Source organism: Cytobacillus massiliigabonensis (assembly GCF_900199725.1).
Classification (GTDB): Bacteria; Bacillota; Bacilli; order Bacillales; family Cytobacillaceae; genus Cytobacillus; species Cytobacillus massiliigabonensis.
Window position 1 is genome coordinate 512255 of the sequence record NZ_LT904903.1, and the last position, 25927, is coordinate 538181.

A 25927-nucleotide genomic window follows, 5' to 3' on the forward strand; every position below is an offset into this window, starting at 1 on the left:
TATGAATAAGCATAAAGAAAATTTATTTCTTCTATATTTATATAAAAACTGGAAACCGATAGCCTTATTCTGCCTTTTTGTCCTATGCTTTACTATCGTTTTTTCGCTTAGCCATCACCCACTCGACCCCATCCTTTACTCCATCCTTTTATGTTCATATATTGTCCTCGTCTTTTTTGTTGTTGATTTTTTAAAATTTATAAAACAATATAAAAGGCTAAACAACGCAGAAAAAACCATTATGGTACAAATTGATCAATTGCCTGCCCCCAAAAATGCAATTGAACAGAAATATCAAGAACTGCTGCAAATTTTATATAAAAATAAGAACGAATTGACCGTTCAAGCTGATATTAAGCAAAAAGATTTAGTTGATTATTTTACGCAGTGGACCCATCAAATTAAAACACCGATTGCGGCGATGAGACTCCTTCTTCAATCGGAACAAAAGGAGCAAACGGCCGAATTGGAATTGGAATTGATTAAAATTGAACAATATGTTGAATTTGTTATGCAATATCTTCGTTTGGAAAATATGTCCAATGATCTTGTTTTTAAGAAATATGAATTAGATGATATCATCAAACAAGCCATCCGCAAAAATGCCAAAATGTTTATTCGAAAAAAAATCAGTCTGAACTATTCAGATATTAACTGGACCGTATTAACGGATGAAAAATGGCTGATCTTTGTCATAGAACAAATTCTATCCAATGCGCTGAAGTATACAAAGGAAGGTTCTATTTCAATTTATAGGAAGAATAAACAACTGATTATAGAAGATACTGGCATAGGTATTCAAGCAGAAGATTTACCGCGTGTATTTGAAAAGGGCTTTACTGGATTCAATGGCCGTGCCTTTAAACAATCTACGGGGATTGGTTTGTATCTTTGCAAACAAATATTGACCAAGCTATCCCACGATATAACCATTGAATCAGAGGTAGGAATAGGAACAAAGGTTATCATTGATTTGGAAACGAAGGAAATCGGGGTGGAATGATAACGAAAAACTTCAGTCTTACATTTTTGTAAGTTTGAGCCCTTATTTGTAAGCAAAAGCTATGTCTGAGTGAATGAAGCCATTGCTATACTGAACATGTAGTTAAAGGAAGAGACGGAGGAATTTCTCATGGCATTACTAGAGGTGAAAAATTTAAAAAAAGTATACACAACTCGGTTCGGTGGCAATCATGTTCAGGCACTTTCAGACGTTAGTTTTTCAGTGGAAGAAGGGGAATATGTTGCGATTATGGGCGAATCCGGTTCCGGGAAGACGACTTTATTAAATATATTAGCTGCTCTTGATAAACCGACTAGTGGCGAAGTTTTACTGAATGACAAAGATATTGTATCCATAAGTGAAAAAGAAATTTCTGCATTTCGTCGGAGGAATCTCGGATTTGTTTTTCAGGACTTTAACTTACTCGATACATTTTCATTACAAGACAATATCTATTTACCGCTCGTATTATCCGGCACATCATACAGTGAAATGAGTAATCGTTTAAGGCCGCTTGTCGAAAACTTAAGGATTAAAGATATTTTAACAAAATTTCCATATGAAGTTTCCGGTGGTCAAAAACAGCGGGCAGCGGTTGCGAGAGCCCTCATAACAAATCCCAAGCTCGTTCTTGCTGATGAGCCGACCGGTGCGTTGGATTCACGTGCCGCTGATGATTTACTGCAGATTTTCTCACAGATTAATCAAGAAGGCCAAACAATTCTTATGGTGACCCATAGTACCAAGGCCGCCAGCCATGCAAGCCGCGTTCTGTTTATTAAAGATGGAGCCGTGTTCCATCAAATCTATAAAGGATCCTTATCCAATGAAGCGATGTACCAAAGAATTTCGGATACATTAAACATCATTGCAACGGGCGGTGATAGAAATGAGTAGATTTTTCTACACCAAACTTGCCCTAACCAATATTAATAAACACCGGAAAACGTATATCCCTTATATTCTTACATGTATCAGTACCATTGCTATGTTTTACATGATGCATTTTATGTCGGGAAATCCGGGACTGAAAGAAATGTCCGGTGGTGATGCCTTGATTACGATTTTGAATTTAGGCAACATTGTCATCGGGATCTTTTCCGTTATTTTCTTGTTCTATACAAATAGCTTTTTAATTAAACAGCGAAAAAAAGAATTTGGTCTATTCAACATTCTTGGTATGGAGAAAAAGCATATTTCCAAAGTAATTGTTTGGGAGGTCTTCTTCGTCACTGTCTTTAGTCTTGCCATTGGTTTAGCAAGCGGAATGATTGTAGGCAAGTTAATGTTTTTGCTCTTAAATAATATTTTACACTTTGAAGTACCACTTACGTATTTTGTTTCGATAAAATCAATAGGAATTACATCGATCCTATTTCTTGGCATTTTTGTCCTAACCCTTCTAAACAATTTAAGGCAAATTCACCTGGCAAAACCGATTGAATTATTGCGAGGCGGTCAGGTTGGTGAAAAGGAACCAAAAACAAAATGGGTCCTCGTTATAATCGGGGTGGCAGCACTCGCATCCGGATACTATATCGCACTAGTAACTGAATCTCCATTAGCTGCGCTCAATAAGTTTTTCTTAGCCGTGCTACTCGTCATTATCGGAACATACTCATTGTTTACAGCAGGTACGATAGCCCTATTAAAATTGATGAGAAAAAACAAAGGATACTACTATCAAACTAAACATTTTATCAGTGTATCAGGCATGATTTATCGGATGAAACAAAACGCAGTAGGTCTAGCCAATATTTGTATTCTTTCCACCATGGTATTGGTCATGTTGTCAAGCACGGTATCCCTTTACATTGGAATAGAAGATTCGATAGAAAATCGCTATCCGAAGGAAATTGATATTTCAGCCAATAATATTTCCGAAGAGCAGGCACAAGTAGTTGAAAAAATAATACATGAAGAAGCGGAAAAGCATCAAATTGAAATAATAGACCCGGTTCATTACCGTTCTGCAGATTTTCCAGCAATTAGGGGAGGAAATACTTTTACAACAGACAGTACAACAATGCAGTCACTTACAAATATTTCAATGATTGAACTAATCTCGCTTGATGAGTTTAATCAGTTGGAAAAACAGTCTGCTAAACTGGAGGACAATGAAGTTCTAATTTACACGTTTAAGGGAAAGCCTGTTGAAAATACTATTACAATATCAGGAAAGGAATTTCAAATTAAAGACCAGTTAAAGGGTCTATCGTTCAACGGCGATAGTTCCGGTATGTTAACAGATGGATACTTAGTCGTCGTAAAAGATGAAGAAACGATTAAATCTCTATATCCTGATGAGGCATTGGAGCAAGTAGAATGGAAGGATTTATCATATTTTTCAGGCTTTGATGCTAAGGGAAGCACTGAAAATGAAATTGCCCTAACAAAGGCCATATCCCTAAAGCTAAAGGAAGCCTCCATCGATGGCTATGCAGAAGGGCAAGAGGAATCAAAAGAATCTTTCTATTCTTTATACGGAGGTTTATTTTTCCTTGGTCTATTTCTTGGCGCATTATTCATTATGGCAACCGTCTTAATTATGTATTATAAGCAAATATCTGAAGGCTATGATGACAAAGAACGATTTGCAATTATGCAAAAAGTAGGCTTGAGTAAAGAGGAAATTAAAAAATCGATTAAGAGCCAAGTACTCGTTGTGTTTTTCTTGCCACTTGTTGCAGCCGTTATTCACATAGCCTTCGCATTCAAAGTGATCACGAAACTATTGGCTTTACTAAACTTAACAAATATTGGTCTTTTTGTCATTTGTACAGCCGCAACCATACTCATCTTTGCTGTATTTTATGCTATGGTTTACACATTAACAGCAAGAGAATACTATAAGATTGTTAGTTAGAGACACGGACTGATTTCTTACTTATTCAAGAAAAGGGTGCTTTAAATAAATTATTCTGTTCGATCTTGCTAACATAGATAATATTAATCGAGGATTCACATAAGTTCATTGAACTTATGTGAATCCTCTTTTTTCATTTCTTGCGTGACAGCTTGGCACACATTTTTCGTGATTTAGTCATCGGTATAGCGAAGCGTGATCTATGATCTGTTCAAGTAATAAACCCGTCTCGGCAAGAAGTGATGTATGGGTGTGTTTTAAACTATGTAATATTTTTTTGTGATGCTGATCGTGCGGTTCAGGAAATTGACAACCTTCCACTCGAGTTGCACGATTTTACCAAAAAATTATTGACCGTTATATCGACTGCTGATATACTTAATGTATCAGCAGTCGATATAACGGTTTACGATAGGTGGTGTAATGATGGAGGAAAAAGCTCCGTTAACAGAAGGTGTATATTATATTCTTTTATCTCTGTATGAACCTAGGCATGGATACGGGATTATGCAGTTTGTTTCTGAGCTGAGTAATGGCCGTGTTGTACTTGGAGCGGGAACTATTTATGGAGCCATTAAAACATTGGTTAATAGAAAATGGATTATTCCGCTGGATGAGGAAGGGCGAAAAAAGGAATATGTGATTACAGATACTGGTAAATTAATGGTTGAATATGAAATCAAAAGACTTAGTGAGCTGTATAATAATGGCTTAGCGATTGCGAAGGGAGAGGACTTAACGTGAGGAAAGTATTGTATCGCTTTTTTGTGGATTATGAAAAAGAAGAAAAATGGGTTAATGAAATGGGAGCACAAGGATGGCATTTACAAAAGTTTTTTTTCGCACGTTTTACATTTACAAGGGGTGAGCCTGGGGAATTTATTTACCGCAATGAATTTATTAGCGGGATGTCCTCAAGCGAAAAGAATGATTACTTTGAATTTCTGAAAGATAGCGGGATTTCAATTATTAATGAATTGGGTGGCTGGGTATACATGAAAAAGACAGCAGCTGATGGCCCATTTGAACTTTACACGGATACAAAGTCGAAAATTGCCTATTATAAACGAATGTTAAATATTTTTGCTTTACTCTTTTTCATTAATGCTTGGATGGGGATTGCGAACATCAGTAATTTATGGGATAAACCAAGCTACGGATTCATTGTTGGTTTTTTTAATATAGCTGCAGCATTGCTAATAGCATTTCCAATAATAAAAATAATACAGCGTAAAAGGCTTTTAGAGAAAGATCAGAAGTTTTTCGAATGACTGTTAGCAGAGGTAATGTTGTTCGCATGCAAATAACATGTTCCTTTGAATCGCGTGCACGTAATCCTTTTGGTGGTATAATTATCATATCAACCAAAAGGGGAAATGAATGTTGGAAAAAGAACAAGTTGTTTTCTTGGCAAATGGGATAGAACAATCCAACCTAACTTTGTTTGACATAAAAAAATTAGATACGACCGTAAAAAATTTCCTTCCAGGCTTTCAAAAGGGAAAAGAGGCGATTGCTGGTTTTGAAATTACAAAACGAGACAATCATGTGAGTTATCTCTTTGCTTTTATACATACAGGGGATAATTATTATTTAGTGATCTATTCTCCAAATAAGAAAGCCTTGGCAGAATTAAAAAATATAGACATGGTTGATGGAAACCCATATATTATTTGGAAGTATAACCCGGCTAAGCGGGACGGAAAAAACCAAGATAGAAAAGATTATTTTACCAAGAACTTTGGTCCTGCGATTCGTCAAATTCTAATTCCAAAGTCTTCTTCAGACATAGAAACATTTATTGGCGAGCTTTTTGCTCTCTGTCAAAATCGTCTGGAAGCAGACCATTTAGGTGAGGAAACTAATTAGTAATACCATATGCTTTGTAACACAAAAAGAAGTAATACTCTTTGGGAGCGGTTACTTCTTTTTATTTTGTCCAAGGACAATCCTGCTAAATTAGGTGGCATTTTTACCTATCTCCTAGTCATCCACACCGACATTTGCCCCGCAATATATTCAGAGCTATAATGTTTTCCATCACGAATCCACCACATTAAAATACCTAGAATCGAGGATGCGATAATATCTTTTGATACAGCATTTTCTTTTACTATTTGTCGTAAATCGCGCCTTGCTTGAATGAAATCAACGATAAAGTTATGGAGCTTTTTTTGGAACGCCTTTTCTTCGAATAACACGGATAAGTATTTTCGATGTTGATAGAAATAATCCAAAAAGGTAATCATTTGTTCATCCGAATTTACAGATTCTAGCTGTAGTAACGGTGATAACTTCTTAGACAGATCGTCGAAAATGTCATAAACGACATGCTTCATTAAATCTTGCATATCTAAAAAGTGCAAGTAGAATGTAGCACGATTTAGTTCTGCTTTTGCTGTTACTTTTTTAACAGTTAATTCCTGTAAATCTTGTGATTCAATTAGTATTGACTGAACCGCTTCCTTCAATAGACGCTTGGAGCGTATGGCACGCGGATCTTCTTTTTTTGCAGACATTTTCATGCCCCCTCTATCTATTAAACGGCTATCTTTACAACACCATTTAGGAAAATGTCGTATAGTTGACGTTTTTTTAAAATATGTTGGTGGTTTCTTCATTTAAAAGTTGTTACAATTCATTTTATCGTCACTGTGTTGATAAAGTAAAGAGGAGGTCTATGAGTTGTTATGGCTCAACAAATAAATAAAAAAGTATTGCTATTTGTGCTGCTGCTTGGCGGGTTTTTATCGATTTTAAACCAAACACTTTTGAATGTTGCTTTAAGCAAATTTATGGAAGTGTTTGATGTGAGTGCAACAACCGTACAATGGTTAGCAACAGGATTCATGCTCGTTAACGGTATACTAATTCCTGTAACCGCTTTTTTAATGAAGCGATTTTCTACACGCCAATTATTTATTAGCTCCATGCTATTATTATTAATTGGTTCTATTTTTTGTGCGATTGCTACAAATTTTTCGGTTTTATTAATAGGACGTATGATTCAAGCTGCGGGTGCAGGCATTATCATGCCGCTTATGATGGGTGTTGTTATGTTTATTATCCCGCCTGATAAACGGGGGAGCGCGATGGGTCTAATCGGGCTTGCCATGATTTTTGCACCAGCAATTGCACCAACATTATCCGGCTTTGTCATTGAATATGTATCATGGCGCTGGTTGTTTATCGGCTTAATCCCACTTGTAGGAATTGTCATTTTATTAGCATTCAAATATTTAATTAACGTATCTGAAGGATCAAAATCAGAATTGGATGTGCTAAGTTTCATCCTATCTACTATCGGTTTTGGGTTAGTATTATATGGATTCAGCAATGCAGGCAGCCACGGCTGGGACGATGTGCTGGTGTTAGCGTCAATTATTGCAGGGATCTTAGTGTTAGTGTTATTCACAACGCGTCAATTACGCGCAAGTGATCCGTTCTTAAATGTTCGAGTGTTCCAAAACAAAACGTTTACGATGACGTCTCTTATTAACATTATCGTAACGATGATGTTATATGCTGATATGATTTTATTGCCGATCTATTTACAAGATGGGCGCGGCTTTACAGCATTTGATGCAGGACTATTATTATTGCCAGGGGCCTTAGTCAATGCTGCTCTTTCACCTGTTACCGGAAAATGGTATGACCAATTCGGTGCAAAGCCATTATTCATTATTGGATTAATTTTCGTTATTCCTTCCATGTGGGTTGTAACCGACTTATCACAAAACACGACATTTACTTTCTTAATGATTCGCACGATTTTCTTGCGTATCGGTTTAAGCTTTATTACAATGCCGCTAAATACAGCAGGATTAAGTGCACTTCCAAAAGATCTTGTTACACATGGCACAGCTGTTAACAACACCGTTCGTCAAATTGCAGGGGCAATTGGGACAGCGGTTGTCGTAACCATTTATACATCAAAAGCAACAGACTATGCTGGCGACTTAGCTGCTCAAGGTGAGACAGAAGGAATTGCAGCACTGGCATCCATTTTTGCCTCAAGTGAATCATACTACTTCATGATGATTTTAGCGGTTGTTGCACTGGTAATCACATTGCTTACACCGGTTAAAAAACCTATGTCATCTGAAAAAGCAGGAGAGATGCAATAAAAAGGAGGTTTCCCATTAGTTAACTAAACTTGTAGGGTCACCCCTTGCACTTCAAAATAAAGAACCCCTTTCGAGTGCAATCTTTGTTCGAAAGGGGTTTTCTCTATGCATCAAGTGTTTCAATATAAAATTTAATTACTCTTGTTCTCTCCTCATTTGCTTTTGCCTGGCAAAATAGTACGATGGGGCTTTCTTCATCGTCGAACCATAAGTATCTTATTTCAGCGCAAAATCCGCTGTTATCATTATATTCATACACATCTATAACCATTTCTTCGTTATCCGGCGGCAATGAGAGGGTTCCTTGTTCCTGAAACACTTCCTTCAAGAAATTTTCCGTTTCCTCATTTAATTTATTCTCTTCTTTCAGTTTATCGTAGCGAAGATGGACTAAATCGACAAAAGCTTCTTTCGTCAATTGCTTGATTTGCTCTTCTATTGTCATTTTCTTATCACCTCCTATGGTTATATACTGACATTACCATATGGCCACACCTTGATGGAGCTGCTAAAGTCATGGATGGCGAGGATGTTTTAAAACAATAGCGTTATTTTATGAGAACTATTGACCATTCCCTTAGGTGTTGGTTTAAGATGATTTTGAGGTGAAGAACGTGTTGATTAGTGAAGCAAGCAAATTAGCAGGTGTGACTAAAAAGGCTGTTAACTATTATATAGAACAAGATCTAATTTTTCCTGATAGTTTAGAAAATGGGTATCGGGGATTCAGTGACAAGGATGTTGAACGCTTAAAGGAAATTTCGGCTTTACGAAAGCTTGGGCTTAGTATAGAAGAAATTAAGATGATATTTGCGGATGAAACAAGTTCTGGGCTTCAAAAGATATCAGTTCAGAAGGAATTAAGTTTACGGAGGGACAAAGCCAAAAAAGCTATTCTTGATAAACTTAGTTGTGGCTATAGTTTTGCTGAAATTGATAAGGATCTGAAAACGATTGAGCAGAGTGCAACGATTACAGAAAAGTTATTGAACGCATTTCCAGGATACTACGGCCGCTTTATCTGCTTACATTTTGCACGATTTTTGAATGAACCAATTACAACTGGTGAACAGCAAGCTGCTTATGCAGAAATTATTTCATTTTTGGATAACGCACCGCCTATAGACTTTCCTAAAGAAATACAATCGTTTTTAGTTGAAAATACAAAACATATCAATACAGAAGATATTCATGACCTGATAGAGAACACAAAACGATCGATAGAAGATCCCCAGAAATTTCTAACTGAAAATAGGGAAACGATAGAACAATACTTACAATATAAGCAATCGGCGGAATATAAACAATCACCAGTTTATCATATGCAAAGAATACTGAAAGAATATAATCGTATAAGTGGTTATTATGAGGTATTTATTCCTGCAATGAAAAAATTAAGTACTTCTTATGCGAAGTATTATGAGCAAATAGAAAGTGCAAATGAAAAATTACTTTTACAGTATCCTGAGTTTTAAAGACAAGGAAAATGTTTTTGCTGTTCCATTAGAAGTTTGACAGAATCATTTGTCCTTACTGCGACAATGATTCTGTCCCTCTGTCTCTCCTATATTGCTTTGGGGTTAATCCGGTATGTTTTTTAAAGGTTTTTATAAAATAGCTTTGATCGTTGAAGTTTAAAAAAGTGCCGATTTCGGCAATCGAATAGTTCGTTAAATCCAATAGCTTTTTTGCTTCGTCTATTCGAAGCTGCTGAATAAATTCGCTTATAGGGATACCAACTTCTTTCTTAAAAAGAGAGGATAAATAATTGGGACTTAAATGACATATTTCTGCTAGGTGATCAAGTGAGATGTCGCCATACAAATGGTTATAAATATAGTTCTGACAAGCAGTTATCGGTGCCGAATATTTTGCTTCATTTAATTGGTGCACACGATTGGTAAAATCACTTATGGCTTCTTCTGTTAACTTCAAAATTGCTTTCAAACTTCCTAATTCCTCGAGTTGCTGAATATAGAAATCACTTAAAGTAAAGGCAAGTTCATCATTTAAACCACCTTCAATTGCGGCTCTGCAAACAAGGGCAATTCCTGTGATCATCAGATTTTTTTCACTTCTTAAACGATTTCTTTTTGACAATAGTCCCAATTCTGCTTCACCGATAATCGAGTAGTCGAAAATGTCCTTTAATTTATCTTTTTGGCCGTGTTTAACATAATCGAGCAAAACTCGTTCATATGAAAGATTTGAATGGAAAATTAAATTCCTTCTTCCTTTTGAAAGCTCAAGATCCAAATTCTCTGATTCAATGTTAACCAGGTTCAACTGATGATTGTTTTGTATGACAAATGATTTATCTAACTTTTTACGGTAAATCAAAAAATACATTAATAAACTGATCGCCAGCAGCTGCTGTTTATCAATAATCGGAATGGAGTGATAGTAGTCAATAAGCTTTCTTTTATTCACATTTCCCTTAAAGGCGTCAACTATTTTGGTGATATTTGCATCAGAAATTTCCGTTTCAAGGACGGGTCCCACTATAATAGAACCTAAAAAGTGATCCTCAATTTTCAAATTAATAAAAAAGAAGTTCAAATTAGAATTCGAAAAGAAGATAGGAAAATCACTGGGATCCTCTTCATTAGAATATACACTTATCTGCTGCTTGAATGGGACATCATATGGATTTCTCCGCATGTCACTCATTGATCGTTCATATTCGACTTCACCTAATTGATTGATATAATACACGGGGATTTGATGAGCTTCGAAAATTAACTGACAAATAGCCTTTAATTCTTCTTTTTGTGTATCCATTTTAATTACAAGCTCCATTCAAGTTTAGTTGAATTTATTTTGTGTATTAAAGATGATAAAAAAATACTATTATTCGTAAAATATTGCAATAAATATAGCTTCGCAAGTTTTAAAATAATTGATGTATCAACTATTTAATAACAAGGGGGAGCTATAAATGGAATTAACAAACAAAATTGCTGTCATAACTGGGGCAGGAAGCGGGATTGGCAGAGCGAGCAGTTTGAAACTTGCTGGTGAAGGCGCAACCGTTGTTCTAGTCGATTTTAATAAAGAAACAGGGGAAGAAACATTAAAGCTTGTTAAAGAACAGGGCGGAGAAGGAATCTTCGTTCAAGCAGATGTTTCAAAAGATGAAGAAGTACAAAATTATGTAAATAAAGCAGTCGAAACATATGGACGTATAGATGTATTTTTCAATAATGCAGGTATTATTCAAAAGTTTGCTCCATTCACTTCAGTGGAAGAATCTGAATTTGATCGAATTATGGCGATCAATGTAAAAGGGGTCTTCCTTGGCATGAAATATGTGTTAAAAGTAATGGAAGAGCAAGGCAGTGGTTCTATTATTAACACAGCTTCTACTGCTGGAGTTCGTCCTGAGCACAGTGTAGCAGTGTATTCTGCAAGTAAGCATGCAGTGATAGGCTTTACAAAAGGAGCTGCATTAGAATATGCTAATAAGGGAATCCGCATTAATGCCCTATGTCCTGGCGGTGTTCAAACAGCCTTAACTGCTAGTGTAGCCACTCAATTTGAAAAAGGCGGTTATGTTCCAGAAGAGATTTCAAATATGAGAATGGGCCGTTATGCTGACCCGAAAGAATTAGCTGAAATGGTTTCTTTCTTAGCATCAGATCGCGCAAGCTATATGACAGGTTCGGTTGTTCTTGTGGATGGCGGATTGACATTATAAGCAATATTTAGAGAACATCCTAATGAATTAATCGTAATATAGAAAGAGGAAAGGAGGTGCTTCCATAAAATGAATAATCAGAATAGAGTTTTCATTAGAGAGATTTGCTCCGCACAAATGTATACGATGAAGCATTGTGTCAGGAGCCTAATCAGGAAGCACGCTGCTTCCTCTATTCATCGGCTAATAGTTTGCTGATAAAAGTGTAGGGTACTATGCTTATTTGAGTATGACTATTTGCCGATGATATAAAGATTAAAGGGCCATAGACAATGCTTTGTCTATGGCCCTTTGTTTTGGATTTTTCAATGAGCTTTTTTATTGAAATGTTTTTTTGCTGAATCTATTACAGCAAAGCCCCAAAGCAAAGAGCTGGCGTCTAAAAACGCCGTCTCTTTGCTTTTTTTTATTTTTAGGAAATGAGGAATGAACATGAGTTTACTAGAGGTCAGAAATTTAACCCACAGTTATATAGATAAAGTTCTATATGATAAAGCAAGTTTTGATTTATACAAAGGCGAACATATGGGGATTGTAGGACAAAATGGTGCAGGAAAAAGCACCCTGATAAAAATATTGATGGGAGAAATGATTCCGGATAACGGTTTGATCAAATGGCAACCTTCCATTCGTATAGGGCATCTTGATCAATATGCCGAAATGAATGGAACTCAAACAATTAGTGAATATTTAAACACGGCTTTTGCAAATCTATTTGATCTAGAAAAAAAAATAAATGATCTCTACCAGCAGATGGCGGATACTGGTAATTATGATCTAATGGAGCAAGCAGCAATGTATCAGGAAAAGCTTGAGGCCAATGATTTTTATTCAATAGGCAGTCATATCGATAAAGTTGTATACGGGTTAGGGATAAATGCAATTGGCACGGATCGCTTAATTCATGAACTGAGCGGGGGGCAGAGGGCGAAAGTCATTCTGGCGAAGCTTTTGCTGGAAAAACCTAATGTTCTATTGCTAGATGAGCCAACAAATTTCCTTGATAAAGAACATGTAGAATGGCTTGCCAATTATTTAGCCGTTTTCGATGGCGCCTATATTGTTGTATCCCATGACTATGACTTTTTAGAAAAAGTATCTTCTTGCATATGTGATATTGAGTTCGGAACAATTAAAAAGTATACAGGGAAATATTCGGATTTTCTTAAGCAAAAAGAGCATTTGCGGGAAGATTATATTAGGCAATATGAGGCGCAGCAAAAAAAGATTGAAAAGACAGAAGAATTTATTAGAAAAAATATTGCTGGAGTTAATACGAAGATGGCACAAGGGCGCCGGAAGCAGCTTGAAAGGCTGGAACGATTGGCACCTCCAGCTTTCACTAATAAACCTGTCTTTACCTTTAAAGAAATCGATTTATCCGCACAGGTTGCACTCTCTGTAAAAGCCCTTGAGGTTGGTTACGGAATTCCGCTTTTGCCAAAATTAAATTTCAATATTCTAGGCGGGGAAAAGCTGGTGATTACAGGCTTTAACGGAATCGGTAAATCCACATTGCTAAAAACCCTTGTTCAGCGTATTCCGGCTGTTGCAGGCGGATTTCGATTTTCAGAATCAGTTAAGATTGGCTATTTCGAACAAGATTTAACATGGGAAGATGGAATGAAAACACCGCTCCAAATCATCTCACATTTTTATCCCAAATTGGGCTTGAAGGAGATACGAAGCCGATTGGCACAATGTGGTGTAAAGAATACACATACGACTCAAGCAATAGCAACGCTGAGCGGCGGAGAACAGTCTAAGGTGAAGCTATGCCTGCTTCTGCTTTTAGCTTCCAATTTTCTTATTTTAGATGAACCAACCAATCATTTAGATGCAGAAACAAAAGAAGCATTGCAAAAAGCATTAATTCAGTTTAAAGGGAGTGTATTACTAGTCTCGCATGAAGAAAAGTTCTATCGGCAGTGGGCAGATCGCTGCTTAAATATAGAGGAGTGCATATAGTTAATTAAATAGCAAAAGCCCCTGTAAAAAAGGGGCTTTTGCCTATTTGTAGGAATCATATAGTCACAAGATACTGTGGAACATAAATTTTTCTGCTTATTTGGTACATGATAAGACAAGTACGACTGGGATTCTTAGTCCTCTAGTGAACTCTTCCTCATTGGAAAAATGCTCACGCTTAGGTGTTCCTTTTCGTAAATCAACAACTGTATAACCAGATGCAGTAAGGGCTATGAAGTAATTTTCAATGGTTCGATGTTACTTTCCTATGTTGGGATTGTCCTTTCTTTAAGTTTAAAGGTTTGAATATTTTACCATATAGTGAGAGTCACTTGACATTCTCTTTAAATAAACGTATAGTTACCTTTGGTAATAGTTATCCACGGTAACTATATTTCGTGAGAGGAAGTGAAAAAAATGGAGGGTTTTTTTCAACGCTATTTAAGTCTTTATCGCTTACTAATTACTAAATTGAATGAACTTTTGAGCAATTATGAGCTGTCCTATTCATTATGGCAGGTTATTTTTTATATTAAAAACAATGGACCGTCAACACTTGTAGATATTTCTGCTCAATATAATGTGGAAAAGCCGACCATTACGAGGAGGGTTCACCGTTTGGAAGAACTGCAAATCGTGAAGCAAATTCCTGGTAAGGATAGACGAGAAAAAGTGATTCAGTTAACTGAATTAGGTGATAAGATTTACCAGGAATGCAGAGAAAAAATAACTGGTTTAGAAAATAGTGTGATGGAGGGGATAGCAAAAGACGACCAAAAGGCAGCCTTTCACATTCTTCCTAAAATACATGAGAATCTATTAAATAGAGAGGGTAATAAAAGTGAGTAAGTCTAAATTATGGACGAAGGATTTTATTATTGTGTCCAGCATCAATTTTTTGTTAACGTTAGTCTTTTATTTACTAATTGTTATTATAGGTGTTTATGCAGTAGATGAATATCATGCTACTGCGAGCCAAGCAGGACTTGTAACAGGAATTTTTATTGTAGGAACCTTAATTGGGCGTCTGTTTATTGGACGCAGTATTGATTCAATTGGTCGTAAAAGAACCTTGTTCATTGGATTAATTTTGTATATTTTATCAACAATATTGTATTTTATCCATTTTGGTATTGGATTTCTTCTCATTACTCGCTTATTACATGGAATTACGCTAGGGATTGCGAGCACAGCAACAGGTACGATCGTAGCTCAAATTATCCCGGAATCACGAAGAGGTGAAGGGATCGGTTATTACAGTATGAGTGCAACGCTGGCGACTGCAATTGGACCGTTCGTCGGATTGTACATGAGCCAGCATACGAGTACGCAAATCATTTTTAGTCTTTGCCTTGTTTTAGGAATCATAAGTTTGTTCACAGCCTTCTTTGTGTATGTTCCTGTATTGGAAGGATCAGCAAAAACAAATGAGATAAAAGGATTCAAGCTTTCTCAATTTATTGAGCCAAAGGCCGTTCCGATTGCATTGATTACACTGGCTGTCGCTTTTTGTTACTCTAGCGTTCTATCTTTTATTAATTTCTATGCCATTGAAATTGACCTCGTTAGTGCAGCAAGCTTCTTCTTTCTTGTCTATTCAATAGCGGTACTGATCTCACGTCCATTTACAGGACGATTAATGGATGTAAAAGGAGCAAACTATGTGATGTATTCGGCGTTCATTTTCTTTACAGCCGGTATGCTGCTTTTAGGTTTTGCTCATAACAGCATTACGCTCTTAGCGGCTGGCATTCTAATTGGTCTTGGGTTCGGAAATATGCAGTCATGTACCCAGGCAATTGCCATCAAGCTGACTCCACCTCATCGTATGGGATTGGCTACGTCAACATTCTTTATTTTTCTTGATGCAGGACTAGGATTTGGACCTTATCTATTAGGATTCTTCGTACCAATTACGGGCTATAGTACACTTTATATGATTTTAGGTATTGTCGTCTTGGTATCTTCTGGTCTTTATTATGTGCTGCATGGCAAGAATGATAAGGTTAGAATAGATCATGCAGTTGCTCAATAATCTCATTGTAAGTGGACACTGAATCCGTTATTTACAAAAACACACTAGGAAATCACTGCTTTTTAATAAGATAGGGGAACCTATGTCCGCAAACTTAAGAGGAATCATTCAGTATGTCAGAATAAGGGATCTGGTGTCCTATAAAGCCCTGGAAGAAAGTAAAAGCAGGCTTCTCCATAGTTATATTAACTTATGAGAAGCCTTTTCTTTATATTTTTAGGATTTTTGATGCTGCTTTTTAAATTATATTATTTTTAATTGGAGAATAAGATGTATTCCAATGCCCATAGTGAAGGACTTTCCCTATCTGCTCCTAATTCTAATAAGGTCAAAAGGATGGTTCGTATAAGGATGTATACAAGTTTTATGAACCATTTTGCTTGACTGGGGAAATAGTTCAAAAAAATCATATTTGCAGGGGCTTTCCTCCTAACAAAACAATCATCCATCCCCACACCACATCTATTGTAAAATACCAATAAAGATCTGTGAGTATAGCAAACAATACGGCAAATAATGAAGTGGTATATAGTTCAATCATGCTTATTTTTTGGGCATAAAATAGGTACTGACTTACATGATAAAGACCGATATGAGGATAAAAATCATATTTTACAATGCCTTCCAATTGATTGCCTTCGTTTTTTACTATCTGCACTCTGCTTGTTCTTAATACATGCAAATAAAACTTAGATAAATTTCCAAACATTTTATTTACACCTTTTAAGTGAAATACTTTAGAAGATAATATTGAGTATTGAATTAAATGTATTCATCTTACGATCTTTCATTGGATAATCGTTTAGGAGGAAGCCGTCGTGAATGGAGAAAAGAAGAATATTAAACTTAAAAACTTTGAGGGAAACCTGATTAATGGACAACTAGTGTTGTTGGAGGAATCACTGGATAATGAGGAACTTGTGTTGATCGAATTAATAATAGAAGGAAGCAACAAAATGAGTCATCAGGGAGCAAACTTTTTTCATGCGCTTCAATTACTTAGAGAGCAGTTAGAGACCGAGCAGCTTCAGATATTGTGCAATGGGTGCAGCTGAAAATGTTTATCCCTCTCCCATGCAATTGTCAATGGGTACAGGAGAGCTAGCTTACCAATTAACCTTAGGAAAGCCAGCTGCCACAGAGGATATCGTTCACATTTTCGAATATGATGACAAATTAAATTGCGTTAGTTTTGCAGAACAATTACAATTTCATCAAAAATGGTTTAATCGTTTAGGAGAATCGTAATAACGACATTTAGACCTTTCAATATCAATATTTCTAAAGAAAAATCTTTGAAAGCAGAAATTATCATTGTTTACATGTTTCTAAATGTGATAATATCTAAATATTATGAATAATTCGAATGGGGCATTGGTCATAAGGATGCTTTCAAATAGTGCAACTATGTACATATCCTCATGCCTTCAACTAGAAAATACACGAAATAGTCGAAGGAGGGAAAGTGCTTGAAAAAAATATTAACAGGAATACTTTGCAGCTCCCTTTTATTGCTTTCTGCTTGTGGATCAGGAAGCAAAGAAGCAGGGGGAAGCAAGGAAGAAAAGGAAACAGTCAAAATAGGAATTACGCAGCTGGTTGAACATCCATCATTAGATGCGGCACGCGAAGGGTTTATTGCTGCCTTGAAGGATGCTGGTTACGAGGAAGGGAAAAACCTTAAGCTAAATTACCAGAATGCGCAAGGCGATATGAACAACAACATGTCGATTGCGCAAAATCTAGTTGCGGATGACAATGATTTGATTTTAGCTATTGCAACAGCAAGTGCACAAGCAGTTGTTCAATCGACAAAGGAAATTCCTATCCTGTTTACCGCAATCACTGATCCGGTAGGTGCTGAATTAGTAGAAAGCTTTGAAAAACCGGGTGGAAATGTAACAGGTACGTCTGATACACATCCAGACGCGATAAAAAATACGATGAATGCAATTAAAAGGTTTTTTCCTGATGCTAAGAAAGTAGGGATGATTTACAACTCTGGGGAACCTAACTCTGTTGTTAATGTGGAAAATGCGAAAAGGGCTTTAAAGGAACTTGGATTAGAGGCTGTGGAAACAACCATATCAGCAAGCTCTGAAGTGAAGCAAGCTGCAGAGTCATTAGTCGGAAGAGTGGATGTCTTCTATATTCCGAAGGATAATACAGTTGTTTCCGCCCTTGAATCCGTTATTACTGTAGCCAACGACAAGGATATTCCAACCTTTGTTGGGGAAAGTGATTCAGTTAAACGCGGAACATTTGCTTCATATGGCTTTGAATATCATGATTTAGGATATACAACTGGAAAAATGGCTGTTGAAATACTCGAAGGGAAAAAGCCGAGTGAGATCCCAGTTGGTTTTCCAGAAAGCTTAGAGCTTGTTATTAACAAGGCTGCAGCTGAGCAGGAAGGAATCACACTTACAGAAGAAATGTTAAAGGATGCAAAAATAGTAGGAGAGTAAAGAAGTTGGAAAAACTGTCATTTATGTGGCAGTTTTTTTGTTGTAGTTTGCTTGTGCGATCAAGAAAATATTGATCTGATATTTCGAATGCCTTGGTGTAATAGGGGCTAATTGCATTTAAATAGGGAGATTCAGTAAATGGAAAATCTAAGTTTACTAGTGCAGGAATATGCTGAAGCAGCTATCAAACACGGAGAGGCTACTGAAGAAGGGAATTCAAGGGACGCTAATAAGCAATATAAAATAATAGATAAAATAAAACAATCTTTACTATCTTTAGAAGATGAGGGGAAAAGTGCATTAATGCGTTTAATAGATTATGAAAACCCGTATGTTAAACTATGGTCTGCCTCTCATTCGTTAAATCTATACGAGAAGATGGCCATTGATTGCTTATCGAGTTTGACTGCTCATAAAGGATTATTAGGGTTCACAAAAAAAGACATTAACTAAATGGAGTAAGAAAAAACAGTAAGACAAGATTCGCTCACTATTTAACGTAATTCCAATGAGAAGATGGATATGAAATAGGTAGGGATACCAATGAGTTTCAAATAAAGTCTGAAATCAAAGCTGCTTTAGAAAAAATTAATTTCATAGATAGGTATCAGAAATTATCTGATCGTTTTAAAGCCAATCCGAATGATCTAAATGATCGGATAGAAGATTATGATATAGAGAAAGTAATGGCGATATTTGCTAGCCTTGGATATAGGCAACTTTTGATAAAAAAGAGAAAATCTTTAAATTATGCGTTGAGGACAACTCAACTGATTATATGATTAGGTTTAATATCATTCTGGAATACGGAATGACAGAGTTTATATGGGGTGTCTATCGCAATAATGGAGTAAGATTGGGGAGTCCTCGGACTGTCTATTCAAGGTTTTTAATGAATCCGTGTAAACGAATAAAAAAACCTGTTTACCGAAGCTATAAAGAATTAGAAGAGATCGTAAAAGAGGCAGTGCTTATGTATGAAGAATTTAAATCGGAGCTAATCCATACATACACTCAACAATAAGTAAGCTCAACGAAAAACCTTGATAGGCTATTGCCTTTCAAGGTTTTTATTTTTTAAATTTAATTTTCATTTTACTGTAAACTTTTTGAGGCAAAAGGACTCTATACTTATAGAGGAGAGTAGAGAGGAGGAGCTATGGATTCTCAGCTGCTATTGGAGTTATATAAAAAACAAGCAAAAATGATTTACTTTTATTTGAAAAAGAACGGATGCAGTCATGAAGATGCAGAAGATATTGTGCAAGAAAGCTATACAAAATATATAGCTTACAGCAGTGGTGTTTCTTCAAATAAAGCTCTTTCGTATATTTTTTCTATTGCTATGAATGAGTTTAAAAAAAATCTAAAGAAAAAAGGAAAAGAACAAGTGATATCGATAAAAGATGATGATCGCTTCTGGAGTAATTTTACCAACGAAGATGATACAGAGTCTAATGTATTAACTATTGAATTGAATAAAGAAATAGCACTTACTTTAAATCGTATACAGGAAAATTTCAAGCAGCTTCTATTATTAAAATACGAAATGGAACTAAGTTATAAAGAGATGGCTCTTTTACTAGGAATGAAGGAAGAAACCATCAGAACATATTTATTTCGAGCAAGAAAAGATTTTCAAAAGGAATGGAGGAATCTTCATGAATGACTTTACAGATGATTTTTTTGATGAGAGGAAGATAAAAAAGGCGATTAAAAAAGGCAAAATGAAGACGATATTTACGATTGGGTTCATTTCGTTAATTGTATTTATTATCTTGAACATATTAAACTTTGCTATTTCTGCTTATTATAGCCAAAAAACATTTAAACAATGGGATGCCTTTATAAGACTTAGTACGCCGAATGGGTATATTAGTGAAACAGTTGATTCGAGAGGGTTTTTAGGAGGAATAAGCAATTATAAAGTGGCAAAAGACATGAAAATCAAATCAGTAGTTATTGAACAAAAACAATATCCATTTGGTCTTATTCCATCTGTTTTGATTTCCAGAGGTTCAGGTGGAAGCATTGGCATCACTGGAGAAGATTGGCAAGTTTCCTATAAAGAAAACGGCTGGAGAGAAATGATGTTTTTTCATCCAATGGTTAAATATAAAAAGTACAAGAGTGATGAAGATGTAATTCAAAGAATGCAGGGAGATAAAATATATGAGGTTGCGCTCTCATTTGATAAGCCATACAAGCCAAATGAATTACCTATCAGTGAACTTCCTGAAATGACTTGGTTTTGGATAAATACGTATACAAATAGTGAAATAAAAACATTTCAAAAAGAAGCAAATGAACATGACTGGTCTTCAACATTTATTAGAGAACATGATGCGTTAGGTTTTTCCATAAATAGTTCTTATACTTCAACAGCTGATTTAGACTTTGATTATGATGGGTTTCTCGAATTACTTAAAACGAGTGTTTCCAGTGAACATAAGAAAGTATACAGCACCTTTAAAGATATAAAAATAGAAGATATAGAAATATTAGGAGTAGTCGTTTATGGGACGAAGGATCAAATTCTAGAAATGATCAAAGTACCAAGTATAAAAGCTGCATCTTTAGGAGGGATAGCAGATAACTATTAGTTCTTAACAAATAAAAATATATAAAGAGTTAGAATGTGATTGGATGAAAAAAATGATATATAGTGATCTCTATCTTAAGGATGATTTACAAACTGGTGAACACATCTTTTATATAGATAAGAATAAAACAGTCCCTTTTAATGGAGTAATAGTAGACTATAACAAGGGGATACTTATTTGGGAATTTGAGGTACAAGATGGATTTAAAGCTGGTATCGAAAGAGTATACTATCCAACAGGCGATAAATGTGACAGACCATAATACGACTAATGGCAGAGCCAAGGAGTTTTATAGGAGTCAATTAACATCACATAGTTTTGTGATCAATTAAATTCAGTAATTTATGACGAAACAGGAGATATAGTTTAGACATGGGAAATAAGTGAGGAAGATCCAAGCTATCATGTTGTTCGTGACAGAATACCTGAATATAGAAGTCGTTACGAGCTGGAGCAATAATTGTTAACAAATTCTATTAGAATAGTTGTAATTCGATAAGGGCTTGAGATCAATTCGCAGGCAATTTTTAAGGATATAACAATAAAGGAAGTTTAAAATTGAAAAATTATTATAACTGTATAAATTGAGAGAGAAACAAGCTTTATATTTAATACCAGTGTTTATAAACATTACGTTTTTTGTCGAGAAAACAATACTTTAGAACGACCAAAAAGCTTTTTTCAAGAGAAGCAGAAAAAGCGGCTAGGGAATTGTATGTTTTTAGATAATTAATCATAGGTATAATATGCGTTAATAGTAAATTTGCTTCATAAAAACATCCTGCCTTGATAGATTGATAGGTAAAATGTAGTTATATGATGGTAATTCGGATGGAGACAGGTATTTGACCATATTGTAAACAGGTGATAATAAATAGATAAGTAAACATTTTCCATTAGCACTCATTTATTAGGCTCAAAAATAATTAGTTGAAGGAATGAGAGAAATGAGGAAAAAATATTTATCTAGATTGATCCCCTTATTTTTAGTTCTTATCCTGTTTTCCTTCCAGTCATCAGAAGTATCTGCACAAGAGAAAATGCACCTTATCACAGGCGGGGGATTACATCCAGCTACTGCAAGTATTAGTGATGGAGGCGATTGGTGGGATTCCATTACCTCCTGGTTTGAATCCATTAGTGAGGACTTTCAAGAAACGGGTACAAAGATCAAAAAGAAATTCGAAAGTATAAAAAACTCGATAGCCGAATTGTTCGGTGCGGTTGATGATGGAGTCCATACGTTTGCCACTGAAGCCGGAAGTGAAGATGAAAAGGCGAATGAAATTAATCAATCGATTGATCAGGTGACAGGGGATTTAAAGAACCTCAATGGAGACGATCCCAACAATAAAAAACCTAATAGGAGTGAAATTGAAAAAGCTCTTATTGAAGATACATCTAATCGTGCCCGTGAAATATTTGAAAGTGGAGTTTCTAAAAAAGAAATGGGACCATGTCTATCGGGAATTCACGACCCGTTAACAGGTAAAACCTATTTTGGCCAAAACTTCAAAAATAATGCAACGATGAGACAAGAGTATATAAAATGGTTAGATAATGATGCAGACCCTATAATTAAGGAATTAGTAAAAGAATATGAGAGTAAAATCGAGAGTGGGGAGATAAAACTTTCTGAGGTTGCTGATAATAGATTGGCTGCCCATTCGGAGATACGAGCATTGGATCAGGTATTTAAAGAAAGAAGAAAGGCAGGGCTTCCTGTTGGCCGCTCGACCATTTCCGAGTTATTCTTGCATAATATTGATTTATATAAATCGGATCGAAATGGTAATCTTGTAACAAAGATTCGTTGTGAACATTGCCGTTATTTAACAGATGGGATCAATAACGTTGGTCATAACTAATCATTTATAAGTGATAAATAAAAATATATAAAGAGTTAGGATGTGATTGGATGAAAAAAGTGACATATAGTGATCTCTATCTTGAGGATGACTTACAAACTGGTGAACATATCTTTTATATAGATAAGAATAAAACAGTCCCTTTTACCGGAGTAATAGTAGACTATAACAAGGGGGTACTTGTTTGGGAATTTGAGGTACAAGATGGATTTAAAACCGGTATCGAAAGAGTATACTATCCAACAGGCGAATTACAGGAATTAAATGAAACAGACCATAATACGACTAATGGCAGAGCCAAGGAATTCTATAGGAATGGTCAATTAAGATCATTTAGTATTGTGATTAGAAATGTTCATATATTTTCAGTATTTTATGACGAAACAGGTGATATAGTAGAGACATGGGAAATAGGTGAGGGAGATCCAAGCTATAGTGTTGTTCGTGACAGAATACCTGAATATAGAAGTCGTTACAAACTGGAGCAATAATTGTAAAAAGGTCTTTTGGAGTAAATGAACTTAGTAAAATACCTATTCCGTTAAGAGAATGGGCTGGTAACTGCTACTGTACAGACTAAGATGGACGATTTTCGTCCATCTTTTTTTCGCTATTTAGAATAGTTGTGATTCGACATAGACTTTTTCACAAGCTGATCAGCTTGCCGAGTCGTTTCAGGCAGCCGAAAATTCGGAGACAATTTGAGGATCAATTCGCAGGCGGTTGTTATGGATATACGGTGACCAATGGAAACAAATATGGGATTAATATTCCTTTGCGTTCTTAACACCTTTCCTATGACTTCACGTTTATCGAATAATGGGGACTGGGCACCCCTATGTGGATCGGGTTCTGTAAAATTGCCTACCAACTTTGTTTTTCCACACCCAATGGTAGGTATATCATATAGGACTCCTAAATGGCAAGCTAATCCAAACCTTCTAGGGTGGGCGATGCCCTGTCCATCGCAAACGATTAACTGAGGAACGGTCTTAATCTCTTCAAATGCTTTAATGATTGGCGGAAGTTCCCGGAACGAAAATAAACCTGGGATATATGGGAACCTAACTGTATCTTCATAGACAACAGATTCTACAACTTTTAATGAATCTAATTCTAAAATGACAATTGCTGCAATAAGAGTGTCATTGTTTTTGCTATAAGCAACATCTATGCCGGCGACATGAAGAATCGGGTCAAGCCTATCTTCTTTAATCACTTTTTCAGCTAATTTCCGCTGTAATTCAATGGCTTCCATCTCACTTAAATTCCATTGATGCTGAAATTGAGTATTCAATATGATTTCCTCCAAAAATATTTAGAATTGTCATTTTCATGCTATCCCATTTTTTTAGGGGCGTCAAAAATGATACCTTTTCAAAAACTTCACTTATAAAAACTTAATATGCTTAATCATCTGGCAGGAATATTACAAATAGATGTTATCAATTTTTGTCGAGAAAACAATACTTTAGAACTGCCAAAAAGGTTTTTTAAAGAGAAGCAGGAGAAGCGGTTAGGGAATCGTGTGTTTTTAGATAATTAATCATAGGAATCATGTGCTTTAATAGTAAATTTGCCTCATAAAGAATCCTGACTTGACAGATTGATAGGAAGAATGTTGTTATATGATGTTAATTCGGATGAATACGGGTATTTGACCATAATGTAAACAGGTGATAATAAATAGATAAGTAAACATTTCCCATTAGTTGCGCATTTATTAGGCTCAGAAGTAATTAGTAGAAGGAATGAGAGAAATGAGGAAAACCTATTTATCTAGATTGATCCCATTATTTTTAGTTATTATCCTGTTTTCCTTCCAGTCATCAGAAGTATCTGCACAAGAGAAAATGCCGCTTTTCAATTTTACAATCGGGAAATACATCCCGCTACTGCAAGCCTTAGTGATGGAGACGATTGGTGGGATTCCATCACCTTCTGGTTTGAATCCGTCGGTGATGACTTTCAAGAAACTGGTACAAAGATCAAAAAGAAATTCGAGAGCATAAAAAGCTCGATAGCCGAATTGTTCGGTGCGGTTGATGATGGAGTCCAAACGTTTGCCACTGAATCCAGAAGTGAAGATGAAAAGGCGAATGAAATTAATCAATCGATTGATCAAGTGACAGGGGATTTAAAAAATAATTTTAATGGAGACGATGAGGATCCGGATGGGGAGAATGAAGACACTAAGGGTACGGGTAATATCGGAAATAAGACCAGAGATCAGGCCAGACATATTGCTCAAAATCTACTGAAAAATGGAGAAGTTAGTATGTCTAATTTGGAATCAATGATTCCTTCGAATATTCCAAATTCATTTAAACCAACCGATACTATTACTGATGGTGCAAAGTATGAATTTACACTTGCCGATGGACAAAAGGCTATAATTAGATGGCATTCTCCAGACCCTGTAGCGGCAAGCAAATATCCAGGATCAGCATCAGGTTCAAGATGGACTGCACAGATAAAAATCGGAAATAAACAGCTAAAATCAGATGGAACATGGACAAAAAATCAATCTTTAAATGAGGTTCATATTCCGATAGAAGGGAAATAAAATATGGATATAAATGAAATTAAGAATCTACCTGATAGAATACCAACTGAAACACTAATATCAATGTTTCAAAATGTATTAGATCAATTTAGAAATAATAAAATTGAAAAAAATGGTTTTTTATTAATGCTTAGTCAACTAACAGACAGGCAAGTTATGACATACGAGTTATTAAGAAGTGATATAAGAAATGATATTGATAGAACTCTCTCTAAATTATGGAATACAGATTCCTATGATGAAGTAGATATTATTCTTTCTATTGTAGTAAATCTCGGTCTAGAAATTTGCTTTAATAAAATAAAAGAATCACTGGAACAGTATAAGGATATAGATAAATCGATCCTAGATGAAATACAGGAAACAATAGATGAAGTAGGCGAGAATATCTCTAATCCGTATTATAGTTTGGAAAAATTTAAATAGTCTGTTACGTTTTTTAGAGAAAATGAAATAGAAGCAGTGTTGGTTAATGTTAATGAAGTTTTTAGTCACTTAAATAAAATTATTGAGTTAACAAAGTTTTCAGTTAGATATGGAGATTTTATCCTAATTGCAGAAGATTTTAATTTTGGTTTGTGTATTGAACGAACGGAATATTTTTATGAGTTAAGTGTTTGGGGACTTTCATAAGGAAAAATATGAGAACCTTGATTGGCGCAGATGCCTTTCAAGGTTTTTTACTTTAATTTATACTAAATCAGCTGATATTTGAGTGAGACAAAA

The 25927-nt window shown here is 35.6% G+C and carries 30 protein-coding genes and 1 pseudogene; 26 read left to right on the top strand and 5 right to left on the bottom strand.

Annotated features, from left to right (window positions below):
* Window position 1 precedes the first annotated feature (1 nt).
* From C1726_RS08685 to C1726_RS08715, 6 genes are all read left to right on the top strand, one after another.
* Window positions 2-1003: a sensor histidine kinase gene (locus tag C1726_RS08685; RefSeq protein WP_180968145.1), complete on the top strand. Its 1002-nt coding sequence runs from the start codon at window positions 2-4 to the stop codon at window positions 1001-1003.
* A 129-nt stretch (window positions 1004-1132) separates the two neighbouring features.
* Window positions 1133-1900 (top strand): ABC transporter ATP-binding protein, encoded by a 768-nt coding sequence (locus tag C1726_RS08690; protein WP_102272770.1) that lies wholly within the window; start codon window positions 1133-1135, stop codon window positions 1898-1900.
* Complete coding sequence (locus tag C1726_RS08695) at window positions 1893-3869, top strand: ABC transporter permease (RefSeq protein WP_102272771.1); 1977 nt, start codon at window positions 1893-1895, stop codon at window positions 3867-3869. The genes C1726_RS08690 and C1726_RS08695 overlap by 8 nt, the downstream gene beginning before the upstream one ends.
* A 423-nt stretch (window positions 3870-4292) precedes the next feature.
* A complete protein-coding gene (locus C1726_RS08705; RefSeq protein WP_102272772.1) occupies window positions 4293-4613 on the top strand; it encodes a PadR family transcriptional regulator in 321 nt (106 codons plus the stop codon).
* Window positions 4610-5140: a DUF2812 domain-containing protein gene (locus C1726_RS08710; protein ID WP_102272773.1), complete on the top strand. Its 531-nt coding sequence runs from the start codon at window positions 4610-4612 to the stop codon at window positions 5138-5140. Before C1726_RS08705 ends, C1726_RS08710 begins: the two co-directional genes overlap by 4 nt.
* A gap of 112 nt (window positions 5141-5252) precedes the next feature.
* On the top strand, window positions 5253-5738 hold the full coding sequence (locus tag C1726_RS08715; protein ID WP_142385067.1) for a hypothetical protein: 486 nt from the start codon (window positions 5253-5255) through the stop codon (window positions 5736-5738).
* A 107-nt stretch (window positions 5739-5845) separates the two neighbouring features.
* Here the strand turns inward: C1726_RS08715 and C1726_RS08720 are convergent, their stop codons facing one another.
* A complete protein-coding gene (locus C1726_RS08720; protein ID WP_102272775.1) occupies window positions 5846-6388 on the bottom strand; it encodes a TetR/AcrR family transcriptional regulator in 543 nt (180 codons plus the stop codon).
* Between the two features lie 171 nt (window positions 6389-6559).
* On the opposite strand from C1726_RS08720, the gene C1726_RS08725 reads away from it, so the two are divergent.
* The gene (locus C1726_RS08725) at window positions 6560-7996 is read left to right on the top strand and encodes a DHA2 family efflux MFS transporter permease subunit (protein ID WP_102272776.1); all 1437 of its coding nucleotides are present in this window, start codon (window positions 6560-6562) and stop codon (window positions 7994-7996) included.
* Between the two features lie 103 nt (window positions 7997-8099).
* On the opposite strand, the gene C1726_RS08730 is transcribed toward C1726_RS08725, so the two are convergent.
* A complete protein-coding gene (locus tag C1726_RS08730) occupies window positions 8100-8441 on the bottom strand; it encodes a DUF7668 domain-containing protein (protein WP_102272777.1) in 342 nt (113 codons plus the stop codon).
* 172 nt (window positions 8442-8613) lie between these two features.
* Between C1726_RS08730 and C1726_RS08735 the strand changes: the two genes are divergently transcribed.
* Window positions 8614-9471, top strand: coding sequence for a MerR family transcriptional regulator (locus C1726_RS08735; RefSeq protein WP_216629063.1), 858 nt, complete (start codon window positions 8614-8616; stop codon window positions 9469-9471).
* 55 nt (window positions 9472-9526) lie between these two features.
* Here the strand turns inward: C1726_RS08735 and C1726_RS08740 are convergent, their stop codons facing one another.
* Complete coding sequence (locus C1726_RS08740; protein WP_235822733.1) at window positions 9527-10777, bottom strand: helix-turn-helix domain-containing protein; 1251 nt, start codon at window positions 10775-10777, stop codon at window positions 9527-9529.
* Between the two features lie 157 nt (window positions 10778-10934).
* Between C1726_RS08740 and C1726_RS08745 the strand changes: the two genes are divergently transcribed.
* From C1726_RS08745 to C1726_RS08765, 4 genes are all read left to right on the top strand, one after another.
* Window positions 10935-11693, top strand: coding sequence for an SDR family NAD(P)-dependent oxidoreductase (locus C1726_RS08745; protein ID WP_057767878.1), 759 nt, complete (start codon window positions 10935-10937; stop codon window positions 11691-11693).
* A 432-nt stretch (window positions 11694-12125) separates the two neighbouring features.
* Window positions 12126-13661 carry an ABC-F family ATP-binding cassette domain-containing protein gene (locus C1726_RS08750; RefSeq protein WP_102272780.1) on the top strand — a complete coding sequence of 512 codons (1536 nt, stop codon included), beginning with the start codon at window positions 12126-12128 and terminating at the stop codon, window positions 13659-13661.
* A gap of 417 nt (window positions 13662-14078) precedes the next feature.
* Window positions 14079-14510, top strand: coding sequence for a MarR family winged helix-turn-helix transcriptional regulator (locus C1726_RS08760; RefSeq protein ID WP_102272781.1), 432 nt, complete (start codon window positions 14079-14081; stop codon window positions 14508-14510).
* Entirely contained in the window at window positions 14497-15696 is a 1200-nt protein-coding gene (locus C1726_RS08765) for an MFS transporter (RefSeq protein ID WP_102272782.1), read from the top strand. Before C1726_RS08760 ends, C1726_RS08765 begins: the two co-directional genes overlap by 14 nt.
* A gap of 406 nt (window positions 15697-16102) precedes the next feature.
* Here C1726_RS08765 and C1726_RS08770 read toward each other — a convergent pair whose 3' ends face one another.
* Entirely contained in the window at window positions 16103-16405 is a 303-nt protein-coding gene (locus tag C1726_RS08770; protein WP_102272783.1) for a hypothetical protein, read from the bottom strand.
* 109 nt (window positions 16406-16514) lie between these two features.
* Here C1726_RS08770 and C1726_RS08775 point away from each other — a divergent pair, with 109 nt between their 5' ends.
* From C1726_RS08775 to C1726_RS08820, 10 genes are all read left to right on the top strand, one after another.
* The gene (locus C1726_RS08775; protein ID WP_102272784.1) at window positions 16515-16751 is read left to right on the top strand and encodes a hypothetical protein; all 237 of its coding nucleotides are present in this window, start codon (window positions 16515-16517) and stop codon (window positions 16749-16751) included.
* Complete coding sequence (locus C1726_RS08780) at window positions 16738-16944, top strand: hypothetical protein (protein ID WP_102272785.1); 207 nt, start codon at window positions 16738-16740, stop codon at window positions 16942-16944. Before C1726_RS08775 ends, C1726_RS08780 begins: the two co-directional genes overlap by 14 nt.
* 221 nt (window positions 16945-17165) lie before the next feature.
* Window positions 17166-18164: an ABC transporter substrate-binding protein gene (locus C1726_RS08785; RefSeq protein WP_102272786.1), complete on the top strand. Its 999-nt coding sequence runs from the start codon at window positions 17166-17168 to the stop codon at window positions 18162-18164.
* Between the two features lie 138 nt (window positions 18165-18302).
* Window positions 18303-18617 (top strand): DUF2019 domain-containing protein, encoded by a 315-nt coding sequence (locus C1726_RS08790; protein ID WP_102272787.1) that lies wholly within the window; start codon window positions 18303-18305, stop codon window positions 18615-18617.
* A gap of 358 nt (window positions 18618-18975) precedes the next feature.
* Window positions 18976-19188 (top strand): hypothetical protein, encoded by a 213-nt coding sequence (locus C1726_RS26575; protein WP_235822734.1) that lies wholly within the window; start codon window positions 18976-18978, stop codon window positions 19186-19188.
* Between the two features lie 135 nt (window positions 19189-19323).
* Window positions 19324-19833 carry an RNA polymerase sigma factor gene (locus C1726_RS08800; RefSeq protein WP_102272788.1) on the top strand — a complete coding sequence of 170 codons (510 nt, stop codon included), beginning with the start codon at window positions 19324-19326 and terminating at the stop codon, window positions 19831-19833.
* Window positions 19826-20767, top strand: coding sequence for an anti sigma factor C-terminal domain-containing protein (locus C1726_RS08805; protein ID WP_102272789.1), 942 nt, complete (start codon window positions 19826-19828; stop codon window positions 20765-20767). The genes C1726_RS08800 and C1726_RS08805 overlap by 8 nt, the downstream gene beginning before the upstream one ends.
* A gap of 43 nt (window positions 20768-20810) precedes the next feature.
* Window positions 20811-21029, top strand: a complete 219-nt coding sequence (locus tag C1726_RS08810) for a hypothetical protein (protein ID WP_142385068.1) — start codon at window positions 20811-20813, stop codon at window positions 21027-21029.
* A gap of 685 nt (window positions 21030-21714) precedes the next feature.
* Complete coding sequence (locus C1726_RS08815) at window positions 21715-22635, top strand: hypothetical protein (RefSeq protein WP_102272791.1); 921 nt, start codon at window positions 21715-21717, stop codon at window positions 22633-22635.
* A gap of 50 nt (window positions 22636-22685) precedes the next feature.
* Window positions 22686-23126, top strand: coding sequence for a toxin-antitoxin system YwqK family antitoxin (locus tag C1726_RS08820; protein ID WP_102272792.1), 441 nt, complete (start codon window positions 22686-22688; stop codon window positions 23124-23126).
* A 119-nt stretch (window positions 23127-23245) separates the two neighbouring features.
* On the opposite strand, the gene nfi is transcribed toward C1726_RS08820, so the two are convergent.
* Window positions 23246-23893 carry a deoxyribonuclease V gene (gene nfi / locus C1726_RS08825; RefSeq protein ID WP_216629064.1) on the bottom strand — a complete coding sequence of 216 codons (648 nt, stop codon included), beginning with the start codon at window positions 23891-23893 and terminating at the stop codon, window positions 23246-23248.
* Window positions 23894-24395: 502 nt separating this feature from the next.
* Between nfi and C1726_RS08830 the strand changes: the two genes are divergently transcribed.
* From C1726_RS08830 to C1726_RS27030, 4 genes and pseudogenes are all read left to right on the top strand, one after another.
* Window positions 24396-24647, top strand: a complete 252-nt coding sequence (locus C1726_RS08830; protein ID WP_102272794.1) for a hypothetical protein — start codon at window positions 24396-24398, stop codon at window positions 24645-24647.
* Between the two features lie 17 nt (window positions 24648-24664).
* Window positions 24665-25201 carry a hypothetical protein gene (locus C1726_RS26580; protein WP_235822735.1) on the top strand — a complete coding sequence of 179 codons (537 nt, stop codon included), beginning with the start codon at window positions 24665-24667 and terminating at the stop codon, window positions 25199-25201.
* 3 nt (window positions 25202-25204) lie between these two features.
* Complete coding sequence (locus tag C1726_RS08840) at window positions 25205-25627, top strand: hypothetical protein (protein ID WP_102272795.1); 423 nt, start codon at window positions 25205-25207, stop codon at window positions 25625-25627.
* Window positions 25628-25642: 15 nt separating this feature from the next.
* Window positions 25643-25834: pseudogene (locus C1726_RS27030) on the top strand (YxiF family protein); the annotation flags it as partial.
* Window positions 25835-25927 lie beyond the last annotated feature (93 nt).

Excerpts from the sequence above, each read along its gene's own strand:
- C1726_RS08685 (WP_180968145.1), top strand. The coding sequence starts at position 2 with ATGAATAAGCATAAAGAAAATTTATTTCTTCTATATTTATATAAAAAC.
- C1726_RS08690 (WP_102272770.1), top strand. The coding sequence starts at position 1,133 with ATGGCATTACTAGAGGTGAAAAATTTAAAAAAAGTATACACAACTCGG.
- C1726_RS08695 (WP_102272771.1), top strand. The coding sequence starts at position 1,893 with ATGAGTAGATTTTTCTACACCAAACTTGCCCTAACCAATATTAATAAA.
- C1726_RS08705 (WP_102272772.1), top strand. The coding sequence starts at position 4,293 with ATGATGGAGGAAAAAGCTCCGTTAACAGAAGGTGTATATTATATTCTT.
- C1726_RS08720 (WP_102272775.1), bottom strand. The coding sequence starts at position 6,388 with ATGTCTGCAAAAAAAGAAGATCCGCGTGCCATACGCTCCAAGCGTCTA.
- C1726_RS08725 (WP_102272776.1), top strand. The coding sequence starts at position 6,560 with ATGGCTCAACAAATAAATAAAAAAGTATTGCTATTTGTGCTGCTGCTT.
- C1726_RS08730 (WP_102272777.1), bottom strand. The coding sequence starts at position 8,441 with ATGACAATAGAAGAGCAAATCAAGCAATTGACGAAAGAAGCTTTTGTC.
- C1726_RS08740 (WP_235822733.1), bottom strand. The coding sequence starts at position 10,777 with ATGGATACACAAAAAGAAGAATTAAAGGCTATTTGTCAGTTAATTTTC.
- C1726_RS08745 (WP_057767878.1), top strand. The coding sequence starts at position 10,935 with ATGGAATTAACAAACAAAATTGCTGTCATAACTGGGGCAGGAAGCGGG.
- C1726_RS08750 (WP_102272780.1), top strand. The coding sequence starts at position 12,126 with ATGAGTTTACTAGAGGTCAGAAATTTAACCCACAGTTATATAGATAAA.
- C1726_RS08760 (WP_102272781.1), top strand. The coding sequence starts at position 14,079 with ATGGAGGGTTTTTTTCAACGCTATTTAAGTCTTTATCGCTTACTAATT.
- C1726_RS08770 (WP_102272783.1), bottom strand. The coding sequence starts at position 16,405 with ATGTTTGGAAATTTATCTAAGTTTTATTTGCATGTATTAAGAACAAGC.
- C1726_RS08780 (WP_102272785.1), top strand. The coding sequence starts at position 16,738 with ATGGGTGCAGCTGAAAATGTTTATCCCTCTCCCATGCAATTGTCAATG.
- C1726_RS08790 (WP_102272787.1), top strand. The coding sequence starts at position 18,303 with ATGGAAAATCTAAGTTTACTAGTGCAGGAATATGCTGAAGCAGCTATC.
- C1726_RS26575 (WP_235822734.1), top strand. The coding sequence starts at position 18,976 with ATGACAGAGTTTATATGGGGTGTCTATCGCAATAATGGAGTAAGATTG.
- C1726_RS08800 (WP_102272788.1), top strand. The coding sequence starts at position 19,324 with ATGGATTCTCAGCTGCTATTGGAGTTATATAAAAAACAAGCAAAAATG.
- C1726_RS08805 (WP_102272789.1), top strand. The coding sequence starts at position 19,826 with ATGAATGACTTTACAGATGATTTTTTTGATGAGAGGAAGATAAAAAAG.
- C1726_RS08810 (WP_142385068.1), top strand. The coding sequence starts at position 20,811 with ATGAAAAAAATGATATATAGTGATCTCTATCTTAAGGATGATTTACAA.
- C1726_RS08815 (WP_102272791.1), top strand. The coding sequence starts at position 21,715 with ATGAGGAAAAAATATTTATCTAGATTGATCCCCTTATTTTTAGTTCTT.
- C1726_RS08820 (WP_102272792.1), top strand. The coding sequence starts at position 22,686 with ATGAAAAAAGTGACATATAGTGATCTCTATCTTGAGGATGACTTACAA.
- nfi (WP_216629064.1), bottom strand. The coding sequence starts at position 23,893 with ATGGAAGCCATTGAATTACAGCGGAAATTAGCTGAAAAAGTGATTAAA.
- C1726_RS08830 (WP_102272794.1), top strand. The coding sequence starts at position 24,396 with ATGAGGAAAACCTATTTATCTAGATTGATCCCATTATTTTTAGTTATT.
- C1726_RS08840 (WP_102272795.1), top strand. The coding sequence starts at position 25,205 with ATGGATATAAATGAAATTAAGAATCTACCTGATAGAATACCAACTGAA.